Annotated in this window: 14 protein-coding genes; 7 read left to right on the forward strand and 7 right to left on the reverse strand. The window is 68.8% G+C overall.

The window, feature by feature from the left end; genetic code table 11:
- Positions 1 to 102: 102 nt before the first annotated feature.
- Positions 103 to 693, forward strand: a complete 591-nt coding sequence (locus ACNJ7K_RS25100; RefSeq protein ID WP_487042573.1) for a TetR family transcriptional regulator — start codon at positions 103 to 105, stop codon at positions 691 to 693.
- A 16-nt stretch (positions 694 to 709) separates the two neighbouring features.
- Here the strand turns inward: ACNJ7K_RS25100 and ACNJ7K_RS25105 are convergent, their stop codons facing one another.
- Both ACNJ7K_RS25105 and ACNJ7K_RS25110 read right to left on the reverse strand, forming a co-directional pair.
- The gene (locus ACNJ7K_RS25105; RefSeq protein WP_487042392.1) at positions 710 to 1522 is read right to left on the reverse strand and encodes an alpha/beta fold hydrolase; all 813 of its coding nucleotides are present in this window, start codon (positions 1520 to 1522) and stop codon (positions 710 to 712) included.
- A gap of 22 nt (positions 1523 to 1544) precedes the next feature.
- Positions 1545 to 3080, reverse strand: a complete 1536-nt coding sequence (locus ACNJ7K_RS25110) for an ABC-F family ATP-binding cassette domain-containing protein (RefSeq protein ID WP_160874133.1) — start codon at positions 3078 to 3080, stop codon at positions 1545 to 1547.
- A gap of 193 nt (positions 3081 to 3273) precedes the next feature.
- On the opposite strand from ACNJ7K_RS25110, the gene ACNJ7K_RS25115 reads away from it, so the two are divergent.
- From ACNJ7K_RS25115 to ACNJ7K_RS25125, 3 genes are all read left to right on the forward strand, one after another.
- The gene (locus ACNJ7K_RS25115) at positions 3274 to 5043 is read left to right on the forward strand and encodes a penicillin-binding transpeptidase domain-containing protein (protein ID WP_230790606.1); all 1770 of its coding nucleotides are present in this window, start codon (positions 3274 to 3276) and stop codon (positions 5041 to 5043) included.
- A gap of 79 nt (positions 5044 to 5122) precedes the next feature.
- On the forward strand, positions 5123 to 6802 hold the full coding sequence (locus tag ACNJ7K_RS25120; RefSeq protein WP_225623647.1) for an NTF2-like N-terminal transpeptidase domain-containing protein: 1680 nt from the start codon (positions 5123 to 5125) through the stop codon (positions 6800 to 6802).
- A gap of 104 nt (positions 6803 to 6906) precedes the next feature.
- Positions 6907 to 7644, forward strand: a complete 738-nt coding sequence (locus tag ACNJ7K_RS25125) for a sulfite exporter TauE/SafE family protein (RefSeq protein WP_006552709.1) — start codon at positions 6907 to 6909, stop codon at positions 7642 to 7644.
- Positions 7645 to 7666: 22 nt separating this feature from the next.
- Here the strand turns inward: ACNJ7K_RS25125 and ACNJ7K_RS25130 are convergent, their stop codons facing one another.
- The 5 genes from ACNJ7K_RS25130 to ACNJ7K_RS25150 form a co-directional block, all read right to left on the reverse strand.
- Positions 7667 to 9139: a peptide MFS transporter gene (locus ACNJ7K_RS25130; RefSeq protein WP_159417490.1), complete on the reverse strand. Its 1473-nt coding sequence runs from the start codon at positions 9137 to 9139 to the stop codon at positions 7667 to 7669.
- Between the two features lie 138 nt (positions 9140 to 9277).
- Positions 9278 to 9658 (reverse strand): DUF3054 domain-containing protein, encoded by a 381-nt coding sequence (locus ACNJ7K_RS25135; RefSeq protein WP_159417491.1) that lies wholly within the window; start codon positions 9656 to 9658, stop codon positions 9278 to 9280.
- A 135-nt stretch (positions 9659 to 9793) separates the two neighbouring features.
- Complete coding sequence (locus tag ACNJ7K_RS25140) at positions 9794 to 10348, reverse strand: YceI family protein (protein ID WP_120280414.1); 555 nt, start codon at positions 10346 to 10348, stop codon at positions 9794 to 9796.
- An 89-nt stretch (positions 10349 to 10437) separates the two neighbouring features.
- Positions 10438 to 11559: a lysylphosphatidylglycerol synthase transmembrane domain-containing protein gene (locus tag ACNJ7K_RS25145; protein WP_225623646.1), complete on the reverse strand. Its 1122-nt coding sequence runs from the start codon at positions 11557 to 11559 to the stop codon at positions 10438 to 10440.
- Positions 11560 to 11643: 84 nt separating this feature from the next.
- A complete protein-coding gene (locus ACNJ7K_RS25150) occupies positions 11644 to 13152 on the reverse strand; it encodes an adenylate/guanylate cyclase domain-containing protein (RefSeq protein ID WP_159419112.1) in 1509 nt (502 codons plus the stop codon).
- A 174-nt stretch (positions 13153 to 13326) separates the two neighbouring features.
- On the opposite strand from ACNJ7K_RS25150, the gene macS reads away from it, so the two are divergent.
- The 3 genes from macS to ACNJ7K_RS25165 all read left to right on the forward strand — a co-directional run bounded on the left by macS (position 13327) and on the right by ACNJ7K_RS25165 (position 15894).
- Complete coding sequence (macS, locus tag ACNJ7K_RS25155; RefSeq protein ID WP_230790611.1) at positions 13327 to 14466, forward strand: MacS family sensor histidine kinase; 1140 nt, start codon at positions 13327 to 13329, stop codon at positions 14464 to 14466.
- Between the two features lie 63 nt (positions 14467 to 14529).
- The gene (locus ACNJ7K_RS25160) at positions 14530 to 15156 is read left to right on the forward strand and encodes a response regulator (protein ID WP_487042574.1); all 627 of its coding nucleotides are present in this window, start codon (positions 14530 to 14532) and stop codon (positions 15154 to 15156) included.
- 63 nt (positions 15157 to 15219) lie between these two features.
- Positions 15220 to 15894, forward strand: coding sequence for a DUF1707 SHOCT-like domain-containing protein (locus ACNJ7K_RS25165; protein WP_060650327.1), 675 nt, complete (start codon positions 15220 to 15222; stop codon positions 15892 to 15894).
- Positions 15895 to 15918: the final 24 nt, after the last annotated feature.

The raw sequence follows: 15918 nt of genomic DNA on the forward strand, positions 1-15918 counted from the left end.
CGCGCAGAGCGCACCCGGCAGGCCGTCATAGAGGCTCATATCGCGCTCATCAGGGCGGGAGAGCTCAAACCCACAGGGGCGCAGATCGCCTCGCGGGCCGGGGTGTCCCTGCGATCGTTGTGGGGACACTTCGGCGATCTCGAGACGTTGTTCGCCGCCACCGGTGCCGAACTGATGCGGCGCCAGGACGACGCCTACGAGCCGATCGATCCGTCGCTGCCGCTCGACGAACGGATCGACGCCTACTGCAGGCAGCGAGCGGAACTGCTCGAATACATCGCGCCGTTCGCGCGGTCGTCCGAGATCCGCGCGCCGTTCTCGCGCGAATTGCAGCGCAACCGCCTGCGCTATCTCGACCGGGCGCGATACGAGATCAGGGCGTTGTTCTCCGACCAGTTCGAGGGCGTCGACGACACCGTCCGCACCCACATCGAGAACCTGCTGGGAGTGTCGACGACCTGGCCTACCTGGGTATCGCTGCGGGACGTACTGCGCCTGTCGGTGCCCGAGGCGGTCGAGGTCATGAAGCGGTCGGTGTCGGCGCTGCTCGCGGAGGCATCCGGAGTCGGCCGGCAGCAAGCGGTTGCCCGTGCTGCGCAGGAGAAAGCCGTGGTCGCACCGCACCGGAAGGTGCAGCAGTCCCGGCCGGTGCCGGCGATGACACCGCGGGAACAGGTCGTCGTCCCGGCCTGAGCGCCCGAACCGAGTATCAGCGCGTGTCGGTCGGTTTCCGGCCGGCGCGTGCCGAGAGGAAGGTCTCGACCGCAGGTAGTGCGGCCGAGACCGTCTCGGCATGGTCCACCCCGCGCAGAATCGCGAGTCGCGCACCGGGGACGGTGCGCGACAACGCGCGGGTGTCCTCCACACGCAGGCGGTCGTCCGACCCGACGACGGCGAGCACGGGCACGTCGATGCCCGCGAGTGTCTCGTCGCCGATTCCCGGTTCCCGATCCGACCGGCGGAAATAGGCGGCGAGAGCCTGCGCGTCGTTCTTCGAAAAGGCCGAACGCGTCGCGGGATCGACCGGTGTGCGACGCCTTTCCTCCCAGGCACGGATGAAACCGTCCATGCCCTCGCGCTCGAGCACGTCGACGGTGCCGGGGAAGAACATCGCGTCCATCGCTCCCTGCTGGGGGCGTGCGCTCCCGCCGAGCAGGGTCAGACTCGCCAGCCGCTCCGGAGCGGCGACGGCGAGCGCGAGTCCTGCACGGGCGCCGAACGAATAGCCGACGTAGTGCACCCGGTCGGCTCCCGCCGTGTCCAGGACGGCGAGCAGGTCCCCGACGATCGCGTCCATCGCGTAGGCGTCCTCGTCGTGCGGGGTGTCGCTGCGGCCGTGGCCACGCAGATCGGGCATGACCAGGCGGAAATCCCCGCCGAGCGCCTTCACGTACCCGAAGGCCCGCCACACCGCCGACGACAGGGCACTGCCGTGGACCAGCAGCACGACCGGTGCCCCCTCGGGGCCTGCCGTGGTGAACCGGATCCGGGTGCCGTCGGCGGGATTCGTCGCATGGCTCATCCCAGCAGTATCGCCGAACGGCTCATCTTTCGAGTTCGACCGACCGATCCACCGCCACCTCCTCGAGGAATCGTTCGTCGTGCGAGACCACCACGAGCGCACCGCTGTAGGCGCGCAGGGCCTGGGTCAGGTGCGCGAGACCCGCCAGGTCCAGGTTGTTGGTGGGCTCGTCCAACAGCAGCAACTGCGGAGCGGGATCGGCCGCGAGCACGATCGCGAGCGCGGCCCGCAGTCGCTCCCCACCCGACAGGGCTCCCACGGCGACCTCGGCGTGACGGCCGCGGAACAGGAAGCGCGCCAGACGCGCCCGCACCTGCTGCGGAGTCAGGTGCGGCGCCCGATCCTCGGCGTTCTCCGCGACCGAACGATCGTCGTCGAAGATGTCGAGCCGCTGCGGGAGCAACGCGAAGGGAACGTGGGGTTCCGCTTCGACGATGCGGTGCAGCAGGGTCGTCTTCCCCGACCCGTTGGGCCCGCGCAGCGCGATCCGCTCCGGCCCGACGATCTCGAGCGGTGCGTCCGCCACCCGCCGACCGGGCGGAACCGCGGTCCCGGGCAGGTCGATGCGGATCTCCGGATCGTCGCGCACCGCGTCCTTCGCACGGTCCAGGTTCTCCCGTGCCGTGGTCAGATCCTCCTCGTGCTCGCGGCGGAAACGCCCGGCGGATTCCTGCGCCTGCCGTTTGCGCGCGCCCATGACGATCTTGGGTTCGCGCTTCTGCTCGTACATCTTCTGCCCGTAGCGTTGCCGCCGGGCGATCGTGACGTGCGCCGCCGCCAGTTCGCGTGCCTGGCGCCGCACGTCGTTGCGGGCATCCCGCACCGCAGCCCGTGCCGCCTCCTGTTCCTCCGCGACGATCCGCTCGTATTCGCCGAACCCGCCGCCGAACAGGCGCAACGCGCCGTTGCGCAGTTCGGCGATCGCATCCGTGCGGTCGAGCAGTTCCCGGTCGTGCCCGGCGACGAGCACCGTGCCGGGGAACCGGTCGAGTGCATCCTGCAGGCGCGCACGACCGTCGGCGTCGAGATTGTTCGTCGGCTCGTCGAGCAGCAGCACGTCCGGCTCGTCGAGCAGGCGTGCGGTGAAGGCGAGCAGCACCGTTTCCCCGCCGGAGAGCTGACCGACGGTGCGATCGAAATCCCCGGCGTCGTGCAGGATCCGGTCGAGGCCGACTCGGTGCATGAGCGCGAGGGCGCGGTCCTCGATGTCCCACCGGTCGGCGACGACCTCGAAGTCCCGATCGTCGAACGATCCGGATTCGATGCGTCGCAGTGACTTCCGGATCTCTCCGATACCGAGGACGGAATCGACCGGCACCGTCGGATCGAGGGTCACGTCCTGGGGAAGGTAGGCGACCCGTCCGCGCACCGTCGACGAACCGGAGGTCGGGCGGAGTTCACCCGCGATGAGCCGCAGCAGGGTGGTCTTCCCACTTCCGTTGCGGCCCACCAGGCCGATCCGCCCGGCCGGGACGACGGCGTCGAGATCCTGCACGGCGACGGTGCCGTCCGGATGGACGTAGGAGAGTGCGGACAGCGTGATACCGGATGAAGACATGGTGGCTCCCGAAGGGTGAGGGTCGATTGCGCGAGTGCGCGGGGGACGGGACCTCTCACAGGAGCAACGGACTTCTCCGATCGACGGGTACGGGATGCGAACACCATGGTGATCCCGCACCGTCCGGTATGCAACCGAATATTTCACCCCGACTCCTACCTGCGATAACAGGCACGGGCTCGGAAGTGCAGGCATGATCGGGACCGTGCGGATCCGACTGATTGGTATGGGTGTCGCGGCAGCCACGGTGCTGTCGCTGTCGGCGTGTGCGACCGGCCCCGATCAGCCCGAGACGATCGCGGAGGAGTTCGCTGCCGCTCTCGACGCCGGCGACGTCTCCGGCGCGGCGGCGTCGACCACCGATCCGGTGGCCGCGGAGTCCGCGATCGACGCCCTCTTCGCCGGGCTCGGCCACGACGATCCCACCGTGAGTGTCGCGGGGACGGGCGACGACGACACCTTCGAGCTCGACGTGACGTGGACCTTCGGGGAGGGTCGCGACTGGTCGTACCGCACCACCGGGAGCGCGACGGAGGATCCGGAGGCCGATGCGTGGCGGGTCCGCTGGGATCCCACGGTGCTGTCGCCGGAGCTGGCGGGTGGCGCGTCGCTGGAGTACCTGACCACCGTCGGCGCCCCGCCCACGATCTTCGACCGGGCCGGGCGGCCGCTCATGGGGGAGCAGGTCGTCACCGTCGTGAACCTGGATGCGACCGCCGATCCCGCCGCGGTCGCTCCCGTGCTGGCCACGGTCGTCCCGACCATCACGGCGGAGAGCCTCGCCGAGCAGGTCGCGGCGGCCGCCGGCGGGACTGCGGGAGTGATCACGCTGCGTGAGGAGGACCTCGCGCCGATCGAGGATCGCCTCGCCGCGCTGCCCGGTGTGACGCTCGTGCCGCAGACCCGTCTGCTCACCACCGAGCGCGATCTCGCCTCGCCCGTGTGGTCCGGCCTCGCCGAACTCTGGCAGGAGGGGCAGGATGCCTCGGCGGGCTGGGTGATCCGGCGGGTCGCGACGGACGGCACGACGAGCCAGGTCGCCGGCGAAGCGGGACCGGAGGCACCCGACCTGACCAGCACGATCGATCTCGACCTGCAGCGACGGGCCGAGGAGGTCCTCGCCGGTTTCGACACGCCCGCGGTGATCGTCGGGATCGAACCCTCGACGGGCGCGATCCGTACGATGGCGCAGAACGACGAGGCCGACGCCGAGGGGCCGATCGCCGCGACCGGCCTCTACCCGCCGGGGTCGACGTTCAAGGTGGTGACCACGGCGGCGGCGCTCGATGCCGGGCTCGCCGAACCCGACACCGTGCTGCCGTGCCCGGGCGTCGCCTCGATCGGTTCGCGCACGATCCCCAACGACGAGAACTTCGATCTCGGCCCGGTGCCGCTGCACACCGCGTTCGCGTTCTCGTGCAATACGACGATGGGGCGGCTCGCTCTGGACCTGCCGCCCGACGCCCTGCGCGCGACTGCAGAACGGTTCGGTCTCGGCATCGATTACGTCACGCCCGGTCTCGTCACGGTCACGGGTGACGTGCCGGTCGCCGACACCGATGCGGCCCGCGTGGAGGCAGCGATCGGGCAGGGGCAGGTGACGGCGTCGCCGTTCGGGATGGCGCTGGTCGCAGCCTCGGTGGCGAACGGTCGAACGCCGGTTCCGGCGATTGTCGAGGGGCAGCCGGCGACCGCGGATCGGGACGCCGAACCGATGCCCGAGAACGTGCTCGCGGCACTGCGAGAGATGATGCGCGAGACTGTGATCGAGGGTACAGCCGGCACGTTGCGCGACATTCCCGATCTGGCGGGGAAGACGGGGACGGCGGAGTACGGTGACAACGTCGGGGCGCACGGCTGGTTTATCGGATCACAGGATAATCTTGCCTTTGCGGTGTTCGTGTCGGGGGCGGACGGCTCGGCCCCTGCCGTCGAGGCGGCGGGGCGATGGCTGAGGGGGTAGGGACGCGTGGCGCAATTGTGATGTGTTCGTGCACAACGCGTGCTGGTATCTCGTGTGACTGAAGTGAAGGTTGTTACATATGAGATTTCGTGATTGGCGGGGGAAGCGGGGGCGCATCGTCGCGCTGGCCGTGTGCCTCGTCGTGGCTGTCGTCGCGCTGACGACGGTTGTGTTCTCGGATTCTCGAAGCGAGGCGCAACGCCTCGTCGACGACTTCGTCGCCGCACTCGACGAGCGTGATGCGGGCGCAGCAGCGGCCCTGACCTCCTACCCGAACGCGGCGGAGGAAACGATCTCGCAGATGTACGACGGACTGTCCGACGGCACCGTCGACTACGACGTCACCCAGCTCGTCGAACTCAACGACGACTCGGGATACTTCACGCTCTCCGCCGGATGGAATTTCGGCGAGGGCAAGGACTGGTCGTATCAGGTCACCGGTTCGGTACGGAAGCTCGCCGTCGGCTGGCGTGTGTCCTGGGACCCGGAGGTCGTCGTCCCCGACCTGTCGGGCGGACGCACCGTCCACCACGTGCGCACCGACGCCGCACCGCCGAAGATCTTCGACCGCACGGGCCGTCTCCTCATGGAGGAACAGACCATCAACGCCGTGGTGCTCGACCCGGCGGCGATGCCCGATCCCGTCGACACCACCACTCGTCTCGCGGCGGTTCTCGAGCCAGTCGCGCCCGTCATCACCGCCCAGCTGATGCAGGAGCGGATGGCGGAGAACCCCGGCAACCGGATCACGGCGGTCAAGCTCCGCGACCAGGACTACCAGTTCCTCGAGGACGGCATCGTGTCGATCCCTGGGGTCGAGGTGCTCACTACACCCACCCTGATCAGCGCGGATCGGCGGATCTCCACGCCACTGCTCGACTCGCTGCGCTCGGCGTGGCAGCTCGAACGCGACCGGACGGCGGGCTGGGCGGTCACCCTCGAGGATCCCGAGGACGGTCCGATCCAGGTGGCCGGCTTCCAGGGCCCGCCGCCCCCGGACCTGCAGGCGACCGTCGACTCCCAGGTGCAGCTCGCCGCGAAGGAAGCGGTCGTCACCGCCGGTACCCCGGCCGCGCTGGTGGCCATCCAGCCGTCGACCGGTGGCATCCTCGCCGCCGACGTCAACAACTGGGCCATGGAACTCGGTCCCGTCATCACCCACGGCCTCTACCCGGCCGGCGGCGTTCTCGATCCGGTCCGGCTGGCGGCCGGCCTCGAGCGCGGCGTCGATCCGAACGACGTGGGGTCCGACGACGTCGCCTCCACCGCCCGTCGCCTCGGCCTCGGTGTCGACTACGACGTGCCGGGCTTCGAGTTCGAGACCTCGCAGATCGGGCACAACCGCTCCGGAGTGGTCCAGTTCGCCGGATCGGACTCCGACGAGAACCTGATCACGCCGCTCGGCGCTGCGGTGCTGGCCGCCTCGGTCGCGCGGGGCAGTGCCGCTGTCCCGACGATCGTGCAGGGACAGGAGACGGTCGTCCACGACGCCCCCGAAGCGCTGCCCGGTTCGGTGATCGACGCCCTGCGCGGCATGATGATCGACAACGTGCAGAACGGTCCGGCGTCCTTCCTCCGCGGACACGCCGGTCTCGCGGGTATCGCCGCGGCGAGCGGCGAGGACCGCTGGTTCTTCGGTTACACCGGCGGCGACCTGGCCTTCGCGGTCTTCGTCGCCGATGCCGACGGCGGCGACCGCGCGATCAAGATGGCCGACACCTTCCTGCGCAAGCTCGGAGAACCACTGCTCGGGGACTGATCGGCCGGAGGTCGGTCCATGGTGTACTGATCGGCCGGAGGTCGGTCCGCGGCGTACTGATCCACCGGAGGCCGGTCCGCGGCGTACAGGTACGTTGAGCGACCGTGACCGTCCTCGATCTGGCCCTGCTCGTGGTTGCCGGATTCTTCGCGGGTGTCGTCGGGTTCGTCACCGGCCTGGCGTCGATCGTCTCGTATCCGGCGTTGCTCGCCGTCGGCCTCCCGCCGGTCGCGGCGAACGTCACCAACACCGTCGCGATGGTCGGTGTCGGTGTCGGGGCGCTGACCAATTCGGCGCGGGAGGTCGTCGACACCGGCCCCCGCGTGTGGTGGTGGACGCTCTATGCCGCGCTCGGCGGCGTGGTCGGCGCGGCTGTCCTGCTCGTCGCCCCGCCCGACTCGTTCGAGGCGATCGTTCCGGGCTTTGTCGCGCTCGCCGCTCTCGCGCTGCTGCTCCAACCACGCATCCGCACTCTGGCCGGCGGCCGCGACCTGCCGCGGGTGTTCTCCGTGGCGGTCTTCGTCGTCGCGGTCTACGGCGGATACTTCGGGGCCGGCGCGGGCGTCGTCTTCTACGCGCTGGTGCTGATCTGCACCTCCGAGCAGATCTGGCGCGCGAGCATCCTCAAGAGCTACCTGCTCGGCGTCGCCAATCTCGTCGCGGCGATCGGGTTCGCCGTCTTCGGGCCCGTGCACTGGGGAGCGGCGGCCGCGATGGCCGTCGGCGCGTTCGCCGGTGGCTACTGCGGTCCGCCGCTCGTACGGCGCATACCCCCGAACCTGCTGCGCGTGGGTGTCGCGCTCGCAGGGTTCGGGTTGGCGGTATGGCTCGCTCTCCGCTGAGTGGTGTCCCTGTGCAGCGGTATTACTGCACGCCGTGCATGAGCTTCTTGATGCGCGGCGCGAACAGTGCCAGCACGATGCCCACTGCGATCGATGCTCCGCCGATCCACAGGTAGTACGGCACCTCGTTGTTCTCGTCGTAGAACCCGGCGAGGGTGCCGGCCATGGCCGTGCCGCACGCGACGGACAGGTAGAACAACGCGACCATCTGTGTGTGGAAGTTCTTCGGCGCGAGCTTCGTCGACAGCGACAGTCCGACGGGGGACAGGAACAGCTCGGCGAAGGTGAACAGCAGCAGGATGAAGACGAGTCCGAGCAACGGAGCGCTGTTGGGGCCGCCACCGGCCATGGGGATGAAGCACAGGAAGGCGATGCCCATGATGATCGTGCCCGCGGCGAACTTGATGGGCGACGAGGGCTGACGCGGTCCGAGTTTGGTCCACACGGCGGCGAAGGCACCCGCGAACAGGATGATGAAGACCGGGTTGATCGACTGCACCCAGGACGGCGGGAACTCCCACCCGAACAGATCGCGGTCCAGGCGTGTGTCGGCGTAGACGGCGACCATCGTGAACTGCTGCTGGAAGAGCGACCAGAACACCGCGCTGGCGATGAACATCGGGATGAACGACAGCACCCGGCTGCGCTCGATCGGCGTGATCTGCTTGCTCGACAGCATGATGACGAAATAGGTGATCGTCGCGATGATGGTCAGGGCGACGACGATGTCGGACATGTTGCTCGTCGTGACGAGGCCGGTCAGCGCGGCGACCGCGATGAGGACCACGGCGACCAGACCGATCCCGGCGGCTTTCGTGCGCGTCTCGGCGGGCAGCGGGTGGGGCGGCACCTTGCCGATGTCGCCGAGATGCTTGCGGTAGATCGTGTACTGCAGCAGGCCGAGGAACATGCCGACCGCGGCGAGACCGAAGCCCCAGTGGAAGCCGTAGCGCGTCTGCAGGAAGCCGGTGAGCAGCGGGCCGACGAGCGCGCCGATGTTCACGCCCATGTAGAAGATGGAGAAACCGGCGTCGCGGCGGGTGTCCTGCTCGTCGTAGAGATCGCCGACGATCGACGTCGCCGTGGCCTTCAGACCACCGCTACCGAACGCGACCAGCACCAGGCCGACACCCACCCCGACGAAACCGGGCAGCACCGCGAGCGCGATGTGGCCGAACATGATGAGCACGGCGCTGTAGAACAGGGTCCGTTCGGAACCCAGCAATCGGTCGGCGATCCACGCCCCGAGAATCGTCGACAGGTAGACCGTGCCGCCGTAGGCGCCGACGATGGAGGTCGCGGCCCCCTGGCTGATCCCCAACCCGCCCTCGGATGCCGAGTAGTACAGGTAGTAGATCAGGATGCCCTGCATGCCGTAGAAGGAGAATCGCTCCCACATCTCGACACCGAACAGGTTGGCCAGGGGTAGTGGCTGACCGAAGAACCGATGGTCGGATCGCGACCCGGTCAGGGTAGGTGGTTCCAGCGTGGACATGATCTCCACTGTTCCACCGCACGGGGCGCGAGCGCGAAAAATTCGCGTATCCCGCGGTCGCAGATCACACTTCGGTGCGAGTGTGAGAAACGAGACCGGGAAGTCGGTGCAGGTCAGTGGGCGTCGACCGCGGGGCGGTCAGTGAGCGTCGACCCTGCGACGCTGGAGCAGTCCGACGACGACGCGCCAGCCCACCAGGAACAGGCCCAGGAAGATCGTCGCGACGATGATGAAGGCGGTCGCGGTGCCCTGACCGGTGACGGCCCGCAGCAGCATCCCCACGACGAGGGTGCTCACCCACACGAGCAGTCCGGTGGGAACGGCTGCGAAGGCGTCGAACTTGTCGCGGTAGAGCCACGCGGTGAAGAACCATCCGGCGGTGAGGCCGCCGAGGAACGGCCATGCCGTTCCTGCGAGCCCCACGAGATCGAGCACTTCGTCGTGGCTGGAACGACCGAGCACGGCGAATACGACGACGAGAACGACGTCGATCGCCAACGCCGGGGTGTACTTCTTCACGGGTCCAGAGTAGCGGCGGCGCGGGGCGCGTCGGAATCTCCGGTGCGTGCTCTCGAGCACGATTCGGGCCGGTGGAGCGGGTGGAACGCGACAGCGCCCCTGCCGGAGCAGGGGCGCTGTCGTCTGCGAGAGGGGTCAGGCCTGCAGGCCGGCCTCGATCTCGAGGGTGATGGTGATCTTGTCGCCGACGACGGCTCCGCCGCCTTCGAGCGGCATCTCGATGCTGATGCCGAAATCCTTGCGGTTGATGACGGTGGTGGCCTCGAAGCCGGCGACCGGACCCTGGCCCATGCCGGGGTTGACGCCGTTGAACTCGAGCTTCAGGTCGACCGGGCGGGTGACACCGTGGAGCGTGAAGTCGCCCGTGACGATGTAGTCGTCACCGTCGGCACGCACGTCGGTCGAGGTGAAGGTGGCGACGGGGAACTGCTCGGCGTCGAAGAAGTCGGCGGAGCGGATGTGCGCGTCGCGGTCGGCGTTCTTGGTGTTGATCGACTTGACGTCGATCTCGGCGTTCACCGATGCGGTGCCGTCCTCGGCGACGGTGATGGCGCCGGAGAAGTTCTCGAAGGTGCCGCGAACCTTGCTGACGACGAGGTGCCGGACGGTGAAGCCCACGTTCGAGTGGACGGGGTCGATAGCCCAGGTGCCGGTGGTCAGGCCGGGGAAGGTGGTGGTGGCGGTGGTCATGGTGGTCCTCCTCGATGATTAAACTTTCAACTGCTTGTCGACAACCATGCCACCGAATAGTTGCTTGCGCAACTACATTGTGATGCGCATCACGCCGGCTCGGAATTCTCGACCGGACGACGTCGCCGTTCGAGGGTGCTGCGCTCGTGTTCTGCGCGCTCGGCGATCGGATCGATCTCGTCGGGTCCGTTGCCCCGGTACATCGCGGCGACGGTGGCCCAGCCCGCCAGGGCCACGAACGCGAAGCTCACCATCCGGTACACGAAGACCGCTGCCAGCGACTGCGACGCGCTCAGTCCGGCGGCGGTGAGCGTCGCGATGAGGGTGCCGTCCACGAATCCGAGGCCGCCCGGCGCGAGCGGCACACTGCCTACGGCCTTCGCCGCCGCGAACGCGATGAACAACCCCGCCACCGACGGGGAGCCGCCGACGGCCCAGCATGCGAGTCCGAGGCACGCGACATCGGCGGCACGGTGCACGGCCGACCACGCCACAGCGGCCACACCGTCGCGACGCGCGAGTTCGACGGCCTCGAGCTGCGCGAGGGTGCGTTCGAAGACGTCGAAGCCGGTGTCCCTCGGCTTCCTCGTGATGCGGTTGACCCGATGGAGCACCCACGTGCCCGCCGCTTCGATCGACATGGGGTTCTTCGCGACGTACCGCAGGCCGAAGATCAACGCGATCGCCCCGGCGAGCGACAACACGAGCGTGACAGGGCTGATCCGGCTGCCGACCGCGAACGCACCGATCATGCCCACCGACGCCAGGGTCACGGCCGCGATGACGCCGGAAACCGCGAGCTGCCACGAGGCGACCACGGGGGTCGCACCCCACTTGCGGGTCTGCTTGTAGGTGAAGGCCGTGGAGAAGACCGGGCCTGCGGGCAGGGTCACCGCCATCGCCGTGCTGCCGTAGATCACCGACGCCGACCGCCAGTGCCCGACGCGCACCCCGCCGGCGCGGAGCAGTCGCTGCTGTACTCCCGCGAAGCCGCTGAGAGAGATCATCTGAGCCAGCACGGCCGCCGCGAACCAGCCCCAGTGCATCTCCGTGACCGCGCGCCACGAGTCGCTCATCGTCGGCCACAGGTAGATCGCCTCGACCGTCAGCAGAGCAACGAGGGCGATCGCCGACACCCACTTGATCCACCGGAACGAGCCCCGACGCGGCGTGGCGTCGGGGCATGGAGGATCGTCGTGCGGCTGCGCCACGCTGTTCACCGTAACCGACCGTCGGGTCACGAAGAGGGCGCTATGGACGTTCCGCGTCGTTCGCGGGTCCTGCGGGACGGGCCGTCACTCGTCCGTCGAAGTGTTCGATTCGTCCGTCCCGTTCGCTTCTCCGGGGGCTCCGGGATAGCGCACGGGCCAGGCGAGATGGGTCATCCGCCGCCGGCCGCGCAGCTGCACCTCGTCGCCGAGTTCCCAGTGGCTGCGCTCCTCGTCGTCCGCGAAGTACAACGCGCTCGATGACGCGAGAACCCTGCTCGGACGCAGTTTCGCGAGCTCGGTCAGGCGCGAGGCCTCGTTGACCGGGTCGCCGATCACCGTGTACTCGAAGCGCTCCGCCGCGCCGATGTTGCCGGCCACCGCGAGTCCCGCCGACACGCCGATCCCGATATCGAGTCCGGTGATCTCGTCCAGAGCGAAACGCAGTTCGCGGGCCGCCGCGAGCGCCGCCGTGGGGGCGTCGGGCCGGTCGAGGGGAGCGCCGAAGATCACCAATGCCGCGTCGCCCATGAACTTGTTGACGAAGCCGTGATGGTGGTCGACCACCTCGACGACGACACGGAAGAACTCGTTGAGCAGTTCGACGACCTCGCTCGGCGGGCGCTCGGCGGCCGTCGCCGTCGAACCCACCATGTCGACGAACAGCACCGCGACGTAGCGCGTCTCACCACCGAGTTCGGTGCCGTACTGCAGGGCCCGGCGCGCGACGTCCTCGCCGACGTGCTGACCGAACAACTCCCGCAGACGTCGGCGTTCGTCGGACTCGGCCATCATGCGGTTGAAGCCGACCTGCAGGCGTCCGATCTCACTGCCGTCGAACACCTCGACCTGCACTCCCGAGGCGCCGCGCTGCACGCGTTCGATCGCCCAGCGCAACTGCTTGATCGGGTCGGAGATCTGCGCCGACGTCAGCAGCGACAACACGAGCGCGAGGCCGATCGACGTCACCGCGAGCGCGAGTACGGACAGGGCGAGCGCGTCGGCGTCGAAGTCGGTGTTGGCGCTCAACTGCGTCACGCACAGCAGCACGATCCCGGCGACCGGCATGAGCGTGCCCAGACCCCAGGTCATGGCCAGGCGCGTACCGACGCCGGGAGCCATCGTCCGGTCGAAGTTCCCCTCGCTCAGCGCCCGCGCGGCGACCGGCCGCAGGATGCGTTCACCGAGCATGTAGGTGAAACCGAAGGTGCTGGTCGCGGCCATTGCGACGGTGAGCGAGACCGCCACCGCGAGCGACGGCATCTCCTCGGCGGTGAGGAAGACGAAGAGCACACCGCCGAGCAGCCACAGGCCGAGATGCACGATCGCCTGTCGCAGCGGGGCGTGCAGGGCCGCCATCTGTTCGGCCCGGGTGGGCGGGCCGCCGCGGAGCTGCCACCGCACGACCGAGCGCAGCGTGATCGCCGCGGCGCCGAGGCTCACGATCCCGGCGAAGACCAGGTACACCGCGAAGACCGCGAAGTTGCGGACCCGATCCGCGATGATGGCGTCGGTCTCGGCGATCGGGATGCCGTATCGGACGAAGGCGAACACGAGCATCGCACCGAACAGGTTCGACGCACCCATGGAGACCATGTAGAGCGGCCAACGACTCCGCAAGGTGGCGGCGACAGCTCGGTACGACCTCAGCACGACTTCAAATCAAACCACTGTGCGGACGGTCACAGGATGGTGCGGTCACCGTTGGGGGCGAGGAGTGGTTGGATTCACTCGCCCCACCCATTGTGACGAAAGGTGCGAAACGTACACATGAGGCCGTCTCCGACCGGTCCGGATGCGGATGCGCCCCTGTGGCGGGCCGCCCAGGTCTTCCGGCTCGTGACCGTCGCATACGCGGTGGGATCGCAGTTCTCGACCGTCGTGAACTACACCCGTCCGGGGCTGTCGTGGTTCTTCGTCGGAGTGCTCGTGACGTGGTCGCTCGTCTCGGCGGTGCTGCTCTCCCGCGAGGCACGACTGAGGCGCACGGTCACCGTGGTGGACCAGATCCTCGCCGTCGCGTTGATGGCGGCGACCCGGCTGGTCGCCGACCACGACTGGTACAGCAACCACCAGACCATGCCCACCACGCTGTGGGTCGCCAACGCCGTGCTGTCGGCCGCGATCCTCGGCGGTCCGCTCACCGGCATCGGCTCGGCGCTGCTGATGTCCGTCGTCAGCGCGGTCGTGCGCGACCAGATCAACCTCGACCTGTGGCGGGACGCGACGGCGCCCGTGCTCGTCGCATGCGGTGTGGCGATGGGTTTCGCCACCACCACCGCGCGCAGTGCACACCGGCAACTCGAGCAGGCCGTGCGCGTGGCAGCCGCCACCGAGGAACGGGACCGGCTCGCCCGGCAGGTGCACGACGGCGTGCTCCAGGTGCTCGCGCTCGTGCAACGGCGCGGACTCGAGCTGGGCGGCGATGCGACGGAACTCGCCGAGCTGGCACGGGAGCAGGAGGCCGCGTTGCGGCAGCTGATCTCCGAACAGGACACCGACGTCGACCGCGGCGGTGAGTACGCCGACCTCACCGCCCTCGTCCGGGCCCGGGCCGGGACCGGTGCGACGGTGTCCGCGCCCGCCGACCCGATCATGATCCCGCGGGATCGAGCGGAGGAACTCGCGGCGCTCACGACGGCGGCGCTGTCGAACACGCAACTGCACGCCGGTGCCGGTGCCGCCGCCTACATCCTTCTCGAGGATCTCGGCGACGAGATCGTGCTCAGCATCCGGGACGACGGCGTCGGGATCGAACCGGGCAGACTCGACGAAGCTCGCGAACAGGGACGCATGGGGGTGTCCAAGTCGATCGTCGGGCGAGCGGAATGGCTCGGCGGCGTCGCACTGCTCGACAGCGAGGTAGGCGAAGGAACCGAATGGGAGATCCGGGTACCGAAGGGGGAATGAGTGGCCGAGATCAGCGTGGAAACACACGGGAACACCACGGAGGAACGCGGCACCGTCAGCGTGATGGTGGTCGACGACCACCCGATCTGGCGCAACGCCGTCGGACGTGACCTCGAGGAGGCCGGGTTCACCGTCGTCGCCGAGGCCGACGGTGTCGCGAGCGCCGCGCGTCGCGCCGCGGTCGTCCGTCCCGACGTCGTGCTCATGGACATGGCGATGCCCGACGGCACCGGCACCGAGGCGACCCGCGCGGTCCTCGAGGTCTCTCCGGACAGCCGGGTGCTGGTCTTGTCGGCGTCCTCCGAACGCGACGACGTGCTCGGCGCGATCAAGGCGGGCGCGTCCGGCTATCTCGTGAAGAGCGCCTCGGTGCACGAACTCGTCGATGCCGTTCTCGCGACCGCGCGGGGACAGGCCGTCTTCACCCCCGGCCTGGCCGGGCTCGTGCTCGGCGAGTACCGCCGGATGTCGAACGACGTCGCCGACCGGAGACTCCCACCGACGCTCACGGGCCGAGAGACCGAAGTGTTGCGTCTCGTCGCGAAAGGGTTGTCGGCGAAACAGATCGCAGCGCGACTGACGCTCAGCCACCGCACGGTGGAGAACCACGTCCAGGCGACGCTGCGCAAACTGCAGCTCGCCAACCGCGTCGAACTCACCCGCTACGTCATCGAACAGGGCCTCGAATAGCGCCCCGCACAGTGGCCCGGACGACTTCGGAGGCATACCGTTCGTCCCGTTAAGCTCGGGGGCATGGAACCGAAGGATCTGCGGGTGTCGGACGCCGAACGCGAGCACGTCGGCGAACTTCTGCAGCGGGCGGTCGGGCAGGGAATGCTCTCGCTCGGGGAGTTCACCGAACGGATGGACACCGTCCTCGCGGCCAAGACCCGAGGCGACCTGAACCAGGTGCTCGTCGACCTACCCGGTATCCAGATCCGGCCCGAGTTCCAGGAACAGAATCTGCCGGGTATGTCGCAGGCGCACTATCCCGCGCCGAGTGCGGCCGGCTACCCAGCGCCGAGTGCGGCTGCATTCCCCGCGACCGGCCAGGGCGCTCCTCTCGTGATCAAGGGCCGTGTCTCCGGCATCGAACGCAAGGGTCGCTGGCACGTGCCGCCCACCATCGTCCTCGACACCGTCGCGTCCTCCGTGACCCTCGACTTCACCGAGGCGGTGATGCAGACGCAGGTCGTGCGGATCGACGTGAGCGACTACCTCAGCTCGATCAACATCGTGCTCCCCGCCGAGGCCACGGCCGACGTCAACGGCGTCGAGAACGTCGCGTCGAGCGTGTCGTCGAAGGTGCGCGGCGGAGCGCCGTACGGGCCGCTGCACGTCGTGGTGACGGGCAAGGTCCGCGGCGGGAGCTTCAACGTCACCCATCCGCTGTCCACGCGGCTGCGGAAGTTCTTCAACGGCAGCTGACCCGGAAACACCCGAGGCGACCCG

The sequence above is a fragment of the Rhodococcus shunpengi genome, assembly GCF_048381395.1.
Classification (GTDB): Bacteria; Actinomycetota; Actinomycetes; order Mycobacteriales; family Mycobacteriaceae; genus Rhodococcus.

Excerpts from the sequence above, each read along its gene's own strand:
- ACNJ7K_RS25165 (WP_060650327.1), top strand. The coding sequence starts at position 15,220 with ATGGAACCGAAGGATCTGCGGGTGTCGGACGCCGAACGCGAGCACGTC.
- ACNJ7K_RS25115 (WP_230790606.1), top strand. The coding sequence starts at position 3,274 with ATGATCGGGACCGTGCGGATCCGACTGATTGGTATGGGTGTCGCGGCA.
- ACNJ7K_RS25105 (WP_487042392.1), bottom strand. The coding sequence starts at position 1,522 with ATGAGCCATGCGACGAATCCCGCCGACGGCACCCGGATCCGGTTCACC.
- ACNJ7K_RS25140 (WP_120280414.1), bottom strand. The coding sequence starts at position 10,348 with ATGACCACCGCCACCACCACCTTCCCCGGCCTGACCACCGGCACCTGG.
- ACNJ7K_RS25160 (WP_487042574.1), top strand. The coding sequence starts at position 14,530 with ATGGTGGTCGACGACCACCCGATCTGGCGCAACGCCGTCGGACGTGAC.
- ACNJ7K_RS25110 (WP_160874133.1), bottom strand. The coding sequence starts at position 3,080 with ATGTCTTCATCCGGTATCACGCTGTCCGCACTCTCCTACGTCCATCCG.
- ACNJ7K_RS25120 (WP_225623647.1), top strand. The coding sequence starts at position 5,123 with ATGAGATTTCGTGATTGGCGGGGGAAGCGGGGGCGCATCGTCGCGCTG.
- ACNJ7K_RS25150 (WP_159419112.1), bottom strand. The coding sequence starts at position 13,152 with ATGGTCTCCATGGGTGCGTCGAACCTGTTCGGTGCGATGCTCGTGTTC.
- macS (WP_230790611.1), top strand. The coding sequence starts at position 13,327 with ATGAGGCCGTCTCCGACCGGTCCGGATGCGGATGCGCCCCTGTGGCGG.
- ACNJ7K_RS25130 (WP_159417490.1), bottom strand. The coding sequence starts at position 9,139 with ATGTCCACGCTGGAACCACCTACCCTGACCGGGTCGCGATCCGACCAT.